This is a genomic window from Actinacidiphila paucisporea (assembly GCF_900142575.1).
GTDB classification, from domain to species: Bacteria; Actinomycetota; Actinomycetes; order Streptomycetales; family Streptomycetaceae; genus Actinacidiphila; species Actinacidiphila paucisporea.
Map to the genome: position 1 here is coordinate 18,196 of NZ_FRBI01000045.1, position 12,859 is coordinate 31,054.

The following is a 12,859-nucleotide window of genomic DNA, read 5'->3' on the forward strand; positions in this document are numbered from 1 at the left end:
CTTCAGACCGCGCTCATCGTGATAGTTGCCGGTGTCGGTCCAGCGCTTGCCCGCCTGCCGTCGACCGGCACGTCGGCCACCGTTCCTAGATGAAATCCGTGCACCCGACCCGAAGACACCCCACAGACCGGACAGACCGCGGTGCCCCGTGGGGTCCGCGCCCGCACCACGAGGCGGGCCGCTGCCGATCCGGCGGTGTCAGGCGCGTGCTGACATACCCGCAGCGGCACCCTGCGGCCCTGACGGCGGATGCGCTCGGCACCGTGCCGGGCGTCGTCATGAGCGCCGGATGACCAGTACGGCCAAGTCGTCGAGGTGGTCCACCGCGTCCGCCGCTTCGAGGACCCGGTCAGCGGTCGCCTCGGTGCTCAGCCCTTCCTGGAGGGCTTCGGCGGCCAGTGTTCCGGCCCGCTCCAGTCCGTCGTCCAACGTCAGTCCTGGCCCTTCGACCACGCCGTCGGTGACCAGGACCAGCGCGCTGTCCTGGTCCAGCGCAAAGGTCTTCTCGGAGTAACCAGTGTCGCGGACGACCCCCAGGACCGGGCCTCCCGGGAGCTTGAGAACCTCGTGACTGCCGTCTTCGTGTGCGCACAGCATTGGCACGTGGCCGCCGCTGGTGCCGGTGACCTGTCCGTCGCCGTCGATATGCAGCATGGTGCAGCTGGCGAAACGTGGGGCATCCATCGTGACAAGCAGCTCGTTAATGCGCGACAGGACCGTTCCCGGAGCTGGTTCGTGAGCGGCGATCGTGCGCATGGACGCGCGAATTTGTCCCATGAAGGCCGCAGCGTCCACGTCGTGCCCTTGAACGTCGCCGATCTCCAGCCCGACCGCGCCGTCGGGCAGGACGAAGGCGTCGTACCAGTCGCCGCCGATGTCGAGCCCTTTCCGGCTCGGACGGTAGCGAGCGGCAACCTCCAGGCCCGGAAGATGTGGGGGCAGCGTCGGAAGCATGCTGCTCTGGACCGCCGTGGCCAGATCGACGTATGCCTCCTGTGCCCTGACCCGTCCCAGTGCCTGCGACGCAAGTCCGGCCAGGGTGTCCATGAGTGCCCGCTCGTCCAGGGATGGCCGGCAGTCGCGATCGTAGATCACCGCCCAAGCCCCGAGCGGCTGACCGTCGACCCGGCCTAGGGGGGTGATCAAGGCAGCGCGACCCGAGCTGGGCAGGTCGACCCATGACAGGGCGGCCCCGTGCGGCCAGCGCCGGACGTAGTCCTCCTGGCTGCCGATGACCTGCGGCTTGCCGGTGCGGATCGCCTCGGACACCGGATCCGGATCGTCCAGGGACAGGCCGTGCAGGCAGTCGGCCTCCTCGGGGGATATCCCGGCATCGGTGGAGACGCGCAGCGACCTGTCCTCGTCAATGAGCGCGAGCAGGGCGCCGGCACCCTCGAAAGTTGTGGCAAGCCGGGTCAGGACGACCTGCCGCAGCCTCTGCTCCGTGGTCGCGGTGATCAAGGCGGAGGAGAAATCGGTGATCAGGTCGGCGCGCTCCTGCTCGACGGTCAGCGCGGCCTGCATGTCCTGCTTGTGCCCCTTTTGCTCGGTGTCGTCGCGGACCACCCCGAACGTCAGTTCCGGGCCCCCGTGCCCCAGGTCGACTCGACGGGCCTGGCAGGCCAGATGGTGCCATCCACTGTGATCGGTACGGAACCGAAGCTCGATCCAGGGAGACTGGGCGGACGTCGGCAGCATCAGTCGCCGCAGCGCCTTCTGGTCGTCGGGGTGGACTCGCGCAATCACCCTGGACAAGGCCACTGTGGGGTTCGGGAAGAGCGCGGCCATCGCGGGCGCGCCCCCTATCCATTCCAGCTGACGATCGGCGGGGGAATACATCCACAAGCCGAGACCGGCGGCCTTGGCCGCCAGCCGGAACGGGATCAGCAGGCTGGCCAGGTCATTTTTCGAGTCCAGCGAATGGACCCACACCAACCGCTCGCCACCTGCGGAATCCTCCGCCAGCCGCGCCTCGACCAGGAAGACCACGGACGCGCCGCCAGGCCCGGGGAACTCCAGCACATTCATCGCCAGCCGCCTGCCCGTAGCTCCCTGGGCCACCAGACGCTCGGCCGAGACCCTCTGCCCCGCCGGCAGCAGAGCAGCGAAGTCACGGCCCACGCACTGCACCGCCGGCTTCCCCAGCGCTGTCGCCATCGGGGCGTTGAGGCGGCGGACGACACCGCCCAGAGTCACAAGAGCCGACGGATAAGCCTTTCGGAGAAGGTCGTCCGAGGCGTCCATCTGCGGCTTCCCAACAATCGTCGAAACGATGGCCACATACGTACCGCATTCTATTCCCAGCGTCTCTCTCGCGCGCGGCAGGCAAGGGCTTGCGGGTGGCTCTTCCCCGGCATAAATGCCGGCCAGCCGCTCAGTCACGCCCGGGCCGTGGTCCGCCTTCGCACGCTCGACCTTCCTCCTGGCCCCGGACGGGCCAGAGCCTTGCTGCAGCTGGCGGCACGAGTTGAGGCGCCACTCCTGGCACAGGCCCCGGGCATCACCGCGAGCACCGCGGGCCGCTGGTCAGAGCTGGCCGGCGCACCTACTGCGGTTACGTCGATCGCGTCGTCAGCGGTGAGACGGTCCCGCCGGACAGTCCCTATGCGTGACCGCCGTAGGTCATGAACCAGTGCGTGTCGAACCATCGGGCAGTGGAGTGCGGCCGATCCGGATCGGTGAGCAGGCGGAAGACGAACTCCGCCGTCGAGCCGTCGAAGCGGTCCCACTCGCGGTAGTCGTCCTCCGTGGACAGGGTGGGCCACTTGTTGGGGTCAGGGCCCTCGGTCAGCCAGTAGAACCCGGCGGCCTGTTCGGTGTCCGCCCAGTGCAGCAGCCCGCCCGGGGCCGGGAACAGGTGGTACGGCTCGTACAGTCGCGCGCCGTGCGTTTTGGCCTGCGCGGCGAGAGTTTCGGCGCGTCTCACGATCCCGTCATGACCTGAAAGCCCGTCGGGGACCAGAAGGCTGAAGTAGCCGTCGAAGGCTCCGTAGCCGAATATCTCGGCCAGCTGTTTGTAGAGAACCGCCTGCACGCCGCGGTGTGCGCGCACACCGTCACTCTCGTGTGGTGGACGGCGGTGGTCCAGCCGGCGCCGCCGCCACCAGGCCATTGCCCGGCATCACCACTACCAGCGCCGAACGCGCCCCGATCAGGTGAGTCACGAAACGCCGCCACCCTGACGTCGCGTCAGTTGACTGGGCTCAGAAAGAGCCTCCTGACCAGGGCATATGGAGAAGTGCAACCGGAGCACCAAACGATGAGCCGAGCTGGCCGCGGGTGCTGTCACGGCTGAGCTGGGATGAGTTCGCGACCGAGTATGCGCGCGCACCGGCCGGGGCCTGCGGCCAAGACACCGGATGTGGTCAGTGACGCGCTCACCGCGGTCACCTCGGCCATGCTCTCGCATGCTCCCGGCAGGCCGAAGGAGCAGATGCCGCGCCGCGCGGCTGAGTCCACAGACCCACTGCGCTGACTCAGGACGAGGAACAGCTCGTGTTGACCCGATGCCGCTGCTTCGGAGCAGCCACTTCGCCGCCGTTCCGCAGCCACCTCGAGCGCCGCTGAGGCGAACCTTTGACACCACCAAGAAGGCGTGGATACCATCCACGCCCAATTGGGCATTGTCAGTGGACGTGCCGTGGTGGAGAACAGAATTGGCGGTCCTCATGGGCTCGGAACCAGCCGGACACCTCAACCGACGAAGCATGCTGCGCATGACAGGAGCGGCCTTCGGCACGCTGGGCGCCGCGGTGATCCTCTCGGCGTGTTCCCCTCAGCAGAAGGACACCGCCGCGCACGGTGGGACCTCGGAGGCGACTCCCGCGAAAGGCACCGACGCCCCCATCGACAGCCTCACGCTGGCGCTGCCGTCGTCCATCTCCACCCTCGACGTCAGCCGTGAGGCGGGCATCCTCAACTACACGGTGGCCGCGCTCGTGCAGGAGTCGCTGCTGTCAATCAGCCCCACCGGCCGGCTCGAACCGGGGCTCGCGGAGAAGTGGGACCAGCTCGACGCCAGGACGTACGTTTACACGCTGCGCCGGGGTGCGGTGTTCTCCGACGGCGCCCCCGTCACGACCGACGATGTGCTCGCCTCGATCGAGGCAGCCCGGGACACGACCAGCGGACTCGCCTACGCCTGGGCCAACGTCGCCTCGGTGCGGGCCACCGGCGAGCGCGAGGTGACCATCACGCTGAGTTCCCCCGATGCCGCGTTCTCCTGGACCCCCACCCCCGGAACCCTGCTGATCAGCAGCAAGGCGTTCCTGGCGAAGCACAAGGGCAAGGTCGGCACCTCGCAGACGCTGCTGCTGGGGTCCGGCCCGTACAAGGTGACGTCCTTCGCGGCCGACGACGGGGTGCAACTGGAGCGCAACGACGCCTGGTGGGGTAGGAAGCCGGCGCTGCGCTCGCTGAAACTGTCCTTCATACCCGACGCCGGGACCCGCCTGGTGGCGATGAAGTCCGGCTCCATCGACGGGGCCCTCGACCTGCCCGCCGACGAGGCCGGCAGCTGGACCTCGGCCGCCGAGGTCACCTACACCAGCGACCGCTCGGTGGTCTCCCTCGCCTTCGACACCTCCCGGGCACCCTTCGACGACCCCCATGTCCGAAAAGCGTTCGCGTACGCGGCGGACCGCCCCGGAATGGTGGCCGGGATCCTGCATGGCAAGGCCGATGTCGCCACCTCCCTCGTCTCTCCCGAGATGTGGGGGGACCTGCTGCCCGCCGCTGACACCGAGTCCGCCTACGCCGCACTGACCCCCTACCCTTTCGGACTCGACGCCGCGAAAGCCGAACTCGCCGAGTCTGCCCACAAGGACGGCTTCACAGTGGAGCTGACCTACCCCAACAGCGGTCCCCAGCTCGGCACGGCGGCGCTCGCCCTGGCCGGCTCCCTGAAGAGCCTCGGCATCACGCTGAAGGTCAAGGAGGTCACGCTCGAACAGTGGATCGCCGACCTGGTGCCGGGCAGGAAGCCGCTGCAATTCCTGTGGTACTTCCCCGTCACCGGCGACCCCGCCGAGCTCACCAATCCGTACCTGCAGAGCTCGGCCACCGCCACCAACCTCGCGCACTACCGCAACACGGCCGTGGACAGGGCGCTGGCCGCTGCCACGACCGCCACCGGTACAGCCGAACGCGGCCGGTTCCTGCTCGACGCCGTCAAGGCGGCGGCGGCCGATCTCCCCTATCTGCCGCTGTGGTGGGCACAGACCGCGACGGCACTGTCCAAAGACGTCGTGCTGGAGCAGCCCGGCCCGTTCGCCCTGGTCGGTCCCTGGGCGGCCAGGATCAGGAGGACCGCCTGACCTGATCCGGGGCCACCCGACCCCGAGACCGAGTGCCGGACGCTCGCCCCCGTGGCGTCCGGCACTCACCCCACCGCCCCTCCTCCACCGCGGCCGCGGGCCGCGGACACCGCCCCGACCGACGATCGGAACACCCCATGCCGCGCTCCGCCCGCCCGCCCGCCGCCCGGGACACCCAGGCCGCGACGCTGCTCAGGGTGCGGCAGGCTGTGCTCGGCATGACCCGCCCACTGGAGGCACGGATCAGCCCGGACGGGTGCACCGTGGCGGTGACGGTCAGCGGGCCCGGCCACACCGGCGTGCTCCTGGTCCCCGCCGACGGCTCGGCGGCCCGCGGTCCGAATGCGGCTCGGGAAGCGGCACCGGTGGTCCCGCACGGGCCCGACGGCAGCCCGGATCCGGCACCCCGGCACAGCCCCCGCTGGCTGCCCGACTCACGGACCCTGCTGCTGATCACCGGCCCCCGGCCGGACGCCGCCGGCCGGCCTGAACTGACCGCCTGGGACACCCGCACCGGCCGGCTGCGGACGCTGGTGTCCGTACCCGGTGACGTGGAGGACCTGCTGCTCTCCGATGACGGCACCGAAGTGCTGCTGCTCGTCGCCGAGGAAGGCGCCGAACGCGACGGCATGCACCTGGGGCTGCCGGTGCGCCTCGGCCCGCGGCCCCACCCCGAGTCCTTTCGGCCGGGCCACGGGCGCCGACGCCTGCTGCACGGTGCGCTCCCCCGTCCCGGGGCCGGCGCGAGGGCGGCCACCGCGCCGGTACGACTGCGCGACGCCTCACCGCGCGGACTCACCGTGTGGAACGCGGCGTGGCGCGGCGGCGCCACAGTGGTGGCCACCGTCTCCGCGGAGTCGCTCCCCGCCGGCTATTACCACGCCCGCCTCGTCAGCGTCGACCTGGCCGACGGCACCACCCGCACCCTGCACACCCCGGCTGGCCAGTTGGCCGCACCCGCTCTCACCGCCGACGGCCGGCACGCCGCCGTCGTCGAGGGCATCTCCATCGTGGCCGGCCGCCCGGTGCTGGTCGACCTCGCCGACGGCACGGTGACCGTGCCGACCGGCCCGGAGGACACCACCTGGCTGGTTGCCGATCCGCGGGACCCGCGCCGGCTGCTGCTCGCGGGTTGGGCGGGCACCGGCAGCCGGATCACCGGCGCGCCGGTCGACCCGGGCGCTCCGGGCGCTGCCGCACCCACCGTGCACTGGCAGGACGAAGCGGTCCTCAGCGGTCCCGCAGCGCAGCCCGCCCTCACACTCAGCGCCGACGGTGCCTCGGCTGCGGCAGTGCTGGAAGCCCCCGGCCGGCCGCCGCAGGCCGTGGTGGCGCCCACGGCGGGACCCGGCGCGTGGTCCTGGCGGCCGGTCACCGCGCTCAACCCGGCCGCCGCCCGCGGCAGCGGGGACTTCGCGGACCTGGCCCGGGTCCGCACCCGGCGGACCTCGTGGACCTCTGCCGACGGCCGCCGCCTGCACGGGTTGCTGCTGGACGCACCCGCGGTCCGCGCTCCCCGCGCCGACCGCGACCCGGCGGGCGCGGGCCGCGCCGCGAGCACCGCCCGGCCGCTGGCCGTGCTGGTGCACGGCGGCCCGTCGTGGCTGTGGTCGGCGGGCTACGCGCCCGACGACGTACTCGGCATGGCTCCGGCGCTCGCCGCAGCCGGCTGGCTGGTCCTACTGCCCAACCTGCGCGGCAGCAGCGGCTACGGCCTGGACCACGCGCACGCCGTCGTCGGCGACTTCGGCGGTGGCGACCTGGCCGATCTGCTCACCGCGGTGACGGCGCTGACGTCCGCGGGCGAGGCCGCCCCTGAACAAACCGCCGTACTCGGGCACAGCTACGGCGGCTACCTCGCCGCCGTGGCCGCCACCCGCACCTCCGCCTTCCGCGCCGCGGTGGTCATCTCCGCGCCGACCGACTGGCTCAGCTTCGTGCACACCTCCGTGATCGGCGGCGGCTACGAGTCCGCCTACCGCATCGGCGACGCGCGGACCGCCGCCGGCCGGGCGGCTCTCATCGACCGCTCCCCGGTCTTCGCCGTCCCCGGCCCCGGCACCCCGGTCCTGCTGCTGCACGGCGAGCAGGACCGGGTCACCCCGGTCGCACAGGCCCACGAACTGTACCGGGCGCTGGCCTGCCGCGCCGCCGCCCCGGTGGAACTACACGTATACCCGGATGAAGGCCACGAATTCACGGAACCTGCGCACCTGCTGGACGCCGCCGGCCGCGCCGATGCCTGGCTCACCCGCCACGTCCTCGGTGCTGTCGCCCCTGCCGCCGCCCCCACCCCGGACCGGCCGGCGGACCACGGCACACCGAGGAGGCAGGCAACATGACGCCGCCCCGCAGCCCGGGCCCCGGGCCTGCGAACCGCCCCGCGCCGCAGCGGCCCTGGCACGTACGGCTGGGCGCGGCGCTGCCGCTGCGCTACGTGCTGCGGCGGCTGGCCGGTACCGCCGGACTGCTGGCCGTTCTGTCGGCCGCCGTCTTCGCGCTGCTCCGGGTCGCGCCCGGCGACCCCGCGCGCACACTGCTCGGCACCCGCAGCGCCACCCCGCAGGCACTCGCAGCGGTGCGCGCCGACCACCATCTGGACGACCCGGTGGCCGAGCAGTACGGGCGCTGGCTGGCCGACGCCCTGCACGGCCGGCTGGGCACCTCCATCCGTACCGGTCAGGACGTCACCGCCGTGCTCGGCGACCGTCTGGCGCTCAGCGCCCAGCTCGTGCTGCTGGGCTTCGCGGTGGCGGTGGCACTCGGCCTGCCGCTGGGTGTGCTGGCCGGTCTGCGTGCCCGCCGCCCCGCCGATCGGGCGGTGCAGAGCCTCGCCGTCGTCACCCTGTCTACTCCCGTGTTCGCCGGCGGCCTGGTCCTGATCTACGTCTTCTCCCTGATGCTCGGCTGGCTCCCCGCCTACGGCCCGGGTTCCGGGGGCGGTGGCGACCGGCTGCTGCACCTGGTCCTGCCCGCCGCCACTCTGGGACTGTCCGTCACCGCAGTACTGGTCAAACTCACCCGGGCCGCCGTGGTCCGCGAACTGGCCCGCGAGCACGTCACTTTCGCGCTGGCCCGCGGCATACCCACCCGCAGGGTCCTGATCCGCTACGTACTGCGCGGCACCGTGGTCCCGGTCAGCACCGGCATCGGGCTCGTGCTGGCCTACCTGCTGGCCGGCACGGTCATGGTCGAGCAGGTCTTCGCGCTGCCGGGCCTGGGCCAACTGCTGGTCGGCTCGGTGACCTTCAAGGACGTGCCGGTGGTGCAGGCCGAGGCACTGCTCATCGCCGCGCTGGTCTGCCTCGCCAACCTCACCACCGACCTCGTCCACCCGCTGGCCGACCCCCGGCTGCGCACCGCGGCCGCGACCGCGCCGGCCGACCGCGACAAGGGGCAGGCATGACACCCCGCACGCCGTTCCGCGCACGGCGCATCCCCGGGGTGCTCACCTTCGTGTGCGGCTCGTTGGCTCTGATACTGGGCGTGGCGGCGGTCGCCGGACAGTGGATCCTGCCGCACTGGGACCGGCAGAACCTGCTCACCGGTGCTGCGATGCCCGGCGGCGGGCATCCGCTGGGCACCGACGAACTCGGCCGCGACATCGCCCAGATGGTGGTCGCCGGTGCCCGCAGCACCCTGAGCGGAGCGGCGGTCGTCGCCGTCGGCTCGATGCTCGTCGGCAACGTCCTCGGCGTGACCGCCGGCTATCTCGGCGGCCTGACAGACATGTTCGTGCGCCGCTGGGCCGACCTGCTGCTGGCCCTGCCCGCGCTTCTGGTCACCATCGTCGTGGCGGGCATCGGCGGCGGGGGCTACGCCCTCGCGGTGGCAGTCCTCGTCGTGCTGACCTCGCCCGGTGACGTCCGACTGGTCCGCGCCGCCGTGCTGGAGCAGCGCCACCGGGCCTACGTGGAGGCGGCCGAGACGCTCGGCCTGTCGCGGACAACGGTGATGGTGCGCCACATCTGGCCCAACGTCCTGCCCGTGGTGGTCGCGAACACCCTGCTCAACTTCGCCGGCTCCGTTGTCGCCCTGTCCTCGCTGTCCTTCCTCGGCCTCGGCGTGCCGCCCGGCGCCCCCGACTGGGGCCGAATGCTGTCCGAGAACCGCACCCTGCTCTATGACAACCCGTCCGCCGCGCTCGCACCCGCTGTCGCGATCATCGTCTCCGCCGTGGTGCTGAACCTCCTCGGCGACCGGCTGTTCGAGGCGTTCTCCGACCGGAGGTCCTGATGTACGTACCCGCCCGGGGTCCCGGCGGTCCCACCACGCCGGGCACACTGCTGGAGGTCACCGGTCTGCGGGTGGTTGCCGACGGCGCGCTGAGCGGCCCGGAGGTCGTTCTCGACGGAGTGGACCTGCGCGTCGCGCCGGGCGAGTGCATAGGCGTGGTCGGTGAGTCGGGCAGCGGCAAGTCGCTCGCGGTGCGCGCGGTCGTCGGCCTGCTCCCCGACGGCACCCGCACCGACGGCGGCAGCGTACGGCTGCGCGACCAGGAGATCCTGGACCTGCCGCCCGCGGCCCGGCAGGCACGGCGCGGACGCGGCGTCGCGCTCCTGATGCAGAACCCGTTCACCATGCTGCACCCACAGCTCACCTGCGGCTCCCAGATCGCGGACGGTCTGCGCCCCGGCGCACCCGGTGGGCCCGCCGTGTCAGGCCGCCGTGTCCGGCGGGCCGCAGAGCGGGCCGAAGTCGCCCGGCGGCTCGCCGAGGTGGGACTGGCCCCGGAGACCGCCGACCGCTATCCGCACGAACTCTCCGGCGGCATGCGCCAGCGGGTGGCCGTCGCGGCGGCCCTGGCCGGGGACCCGGACCTGCTCATCGCCGACGAACCCACCACCGCCCTCGACGCCGCCAACCAGCGCGCGGTGCTGGGCCTGCTGCGCCGTCTGCAGGCTGGCCGGGGCATGGGCCTGGTACTGATCACCCACGACCTCCGGGTGGCCTTCTCCGCGTGCGACCGGGTGTACGTCCTTTACGCCGGCGCGGTGCTGGAGCAGGGCAGCCCGGCCGAGCTGGAGAGCGACCCCCGGCACCCCTATACCGCGGGGCTGCTCGCCGCCGAACCCTCCGTGCACGAGCGCCTGCCGCGACTGCCCGCCATCGCCGGCTCGGTGCCCGCACCCGGCCGGCGCCCCGACGGCTGCCCCTTCGCCGACCGGTGCCCGCACGCAGCCCCCGTCTGCGCCACCCCCGGCGTGCTGTTGCGCCCGCTGCCGCATGTGCCCGCACCGGCCGCGGAGGGGCACCAGCGGCTGTCCGCCTGCGTCCGTCTCGCCGAGATCGCCGACCGGCCGGGCGCGCTCAAGGGCGGTGCACCGCTTCCGGCCGCCGGCCCGGCGAAGGCCGCGCCCGCGGACGGAGCACCCGCACCCGTCAGTGGCGACCCGGCGGTCCGTACGGCCGCCGCTCCGGTGCCGGCCCTGCTGCTGGAAGGGGTGTACCGCACCTTCCGATCGGGCGCCGTACGCCAGGCGGCTGCCCGCGGGGTGTCGCTGACCGTACCTCAGGGCCGGGTCACGGCCCTGGTCGGCGAGTCCGGATCGGGGAAGACCACACTGGCACGGATCGCCGTCGGTCTGGAGACCTTCGACGAGGGCCGGGTTGAGGTCGGCGGGGTGGCGCTGGCCCCCGGCCGCAGGCCCGGCCACGGCGAACGGGTTCGCCTGGCCGGCCAAGCGCAGATCGTCTTTCAGGACCCCTACTCCTCGCTCCCCCCCTTGCGTACTGTCGAAGCGACCATGCGCGAGGCGCTGGCCGCCGCCGGTCAGATAAGGGGCGCCAGCCGGCGCGAGCGCGCCGAGTGGACCCGGGACCGGATCGGAGAACTGCTGACGCAGACCGGCCTTCCGGCGGGCTGCGCGACCCGGCGTCCGGCCGCGCTCTCCGGCGGTGAGCGACAGCGGGTCGCCGTGGCGCGGGCACTGGCGGTCCGCCCCCGCCTGCTGGTCTGCGACGAGGTGGTGTCGGCCCTGGACGTCTCGGTGCAGGCGCAGTTGCTCAACCTGCTCACCGACCTCCAGCGGGCCGAGGGCTTCGCGGTCCTGTTCATCACGCACGACCTGGGGGTGGCCCGGCAGATTGCCGACGAGGTGGCCGTGATGTACCGCGGCGAACTGGTGGAGCAGGGCGCCGCGGCCGATGTCCTGGACCGACCGCGCCACGCCTGGACCCGGCGGATGCTCGCTGCCCTCCCCCCGGCCGCAGTTGGCCGTCCGGGCCCCGCCATCGGCCCCCTCGGCCCCGGCGAACAGCCACTACAATGACGCCGACCGGCGCCGACCGTCCGTGACGGGCCGCCCCGCCGTGGGTCGACTACCGAGGAGGAAAGGGATGTCCGCCATCCCCGGCGTCCGCGCCCAACAGGAAGGGCAGGCCGCGGCGGCGGCCGGACTCAAGGTCCCGGGACCATCCCCGGCGGCCGCGGCCGCCCTCCCGGGCACCGGTGCCTTCGGTCCGTCGACGTCGCGAGGTTCGGTGCGCGACGCCTTGTCGGTGAACCTCAACCGCCGCCGCCTGGCCCGTGGCTGGAGCCTGCGCGAACTGTCAACCGCCACCGGCATCAGCAAGGGCCTGCTCTCCCAGATCGAACGTGCGGAGGCCAATCCGACCCTGGACATCCTCAGCAGGATCGCCGCCGTCCTTGAGACCGACCCGGTCGCGCTGCTGCGCCGCCCCCTGCTGGAGCCGGAGATCGTGCGGGTCGGCGATCTGACGGAGCCTGACGACGAGACGGCCGTCAACCTGCTGTTCTCCGCGCACGGCCACAGCCGCGTTGAGATCTACCGGTCCCGTCTCCACCCGCACGCGCAGAGCCAGGTCAGCTCGCACGGCGCGGGCTCGGTGGAGTACGTGATGGTGGTCTCCGGGCGGGTGTCGCTGATGGTCGACGGGGTGGCTCACCGGCTGGAGACCGGCGACAGCGCACGTTTCGACGGGCGCGCCAGCCACTACTACACGACCCAGGACTGCCCGGCGACCACCCACAGCATCGTCGGCTTCCCCATGGACTGACCGGTTCGTGCCCGCCCAGGGGGGCCATGGCCTCCGGCCGATCTGCCCGGCCACATGCGAAACTGTCATTGCGGTGCGGCACCGGAACGCTGTCGACTCGGTGATCTCGGCGACGGTCCGGGCACCGGAGACGGCTGCGCAGGCGCAGATCAGCAGTAAGCTGACCAGGGGATACCACCGTCCGCGACGCGAACGCGGGTCGGGTACGCGCTGAAGGTGGACGCGGACGCGACCGGTGTCCTGGTCGTGGAGGGGGCCCAGTTTCGCCAGGACGGCAGGGACCGGGAAAGATGGAGCGGCAGGCACGGGACCTCGATGTGATCAGCTGGCGTAGACACCCTGATGATCACCGGTCTCGTGCCTGCGCTGTTGCCACGTCAACTCCCGCTGAACTCGTTGATCTACGCAGTCCAGGAACTTGCAACCGTCCTGTCGCATCTCCGGGACGCGTAAGACGCTGGAGGCTGTTGTGACGAGTATCGAGCTCAACGGTTTTGCGGAGCCCGACGCACTGCCCGGATTGG

The 12,859-nt window shown here is 72.2% G+C and carries 8 protein-coding genes and 1 pseudogene; 6 read left to right on the forward strand and 3 right to left on the reverse strand.

Translation table 11 applies throughout. The features are described 5' to 3' along the window. Window positions 1-276: 276 nt before the first annotated feature. Both BUE44_RS34330 and BUE44_RS34335 read right to left on the reverse strand, forming a co-directional pair. Window positions 277-2,280 carry a GAF domain-containing SpoIIE family protein phosphatase gene (locus BUE44_RS34330; protein WP_073502941.1) on the reverse strand — a complete coding sequence of 668 codons (2,004 nt, stop codon included), beginning with the start codon at window positions 2,278-2,280 and terminating at the stop codon, window positions 277-279. Window positions 2,281-2,602: 322 nt separating this feature from the next. Further along, entirely contained in the window at window positions 2,603-3,052 is a 450-nt protein-coding gene (locus BUE44_RS34335; protein ID WP_073502942.1) for a hypothetical protein, read from the reverse strand. Window positions 3,053-3,716: 664 nt separating this feature from the next. On the opposite strand from BUE44_RS34335, the gene BUE44_RS34340 reads away from it, so the two are divergent. The 6 genes from BUE44_RS34340 to BUE44_RS34365 all read left to right on the forward strand — a co-directional run bounded on the left by BUE44_RS34340 (window position 3,717) and on the right by BUE44_RS34365 (window position 12,335). After that, window positions 3,717-5,315, forward strand: a complete 1,599-nt coding sequence (locus BUE44_RS34340; RefSeq protein ID WP_235002752.1) for an ABC transporter substrate-binding protein — start codon at window positions 3,717-3,719, stop codon at window positions 5,313-5,315. A 137-nt stretch (window positions 5,316-5,452) separates the two neighbouring features. Beyond that, window positions 5,453-7,657 (forward strand): alpha/beta fold hydrolase, encoded by a 2,205-nt coding sequence (locus BUE44_RS34345; protein ID WP_073502944.1) that lies wholly within the window; start codon window positions 5,453-5,455, stop codon window positions 7,655-7,657. Then, complete coding sequence (locus BUE44_RS34350; protein WP_079190345.1) at window positions 7,654-8,721, forward strand: ABC transporter permease; 1,068 nt, start codon at window positions 7,654-7,656, stop codon at window positions 8,719-8,721. Before BUE44_RS34345 ends, BUE44_RS34350 begins: the two co-directional genes overlap by 4 nt. After that, window positions 8,718-9,551 (forward strand): ABC transporter permease, encoded by an 834-nt coding sequence (locus tag BUE44_RS34355; RefSeq protein WP_073502945.1) that lies wholly within the window; start codon window positions 8,718-8,720, stop codon window positions 9,549-9,551. The genes BUE44_RS34350 and BUE44_RS34355 overlap by 4 nt, the downstream gene beginning before the upstream one ends. Then, window positions 9,551-11,587 (forward strand): ABC transporter ATP-binding protein, encoded by a 2,037-nt coding sequence (locus BUE44_RS34360; protein ID WP_073502946.1) that lies wholly within the window; start codon window positions 9,551-9,553, stop codon window positions 11,585-11,587. Before BUE44_RS34355 ends, BUE44_RS34360 begins: the two co-directional genes overlap by 1 nt. Window positions 11,588-11,654: 67 nt before the next feature. Beyond that, window positions 11,655-12,335: a helix-turn-helix domain-containing protein gene (locus tag BUE44_RS34365; RefSeq protein ID WP_079190346.1), complete on the forward strand. Its 681-nt coding sequence runs from the start codon at window positions 11,655-11,657 to the stop codon at window positions 12,333-12,335. A gap of 105 nt (window positions 12,336-12,440) precedes the next feature. Here the strand turns inward: BUE44_RS34365 and BUE44_RS34370 are convergent. Next, a pseudogene (locus BUE44_RS34370) lies at window positions 12,441-12,641 on the reverse strand (transposase family protein); the annotation flags it as partial. Window positions 12,642-12,859 lie beyond the last annotated feature (218 nt).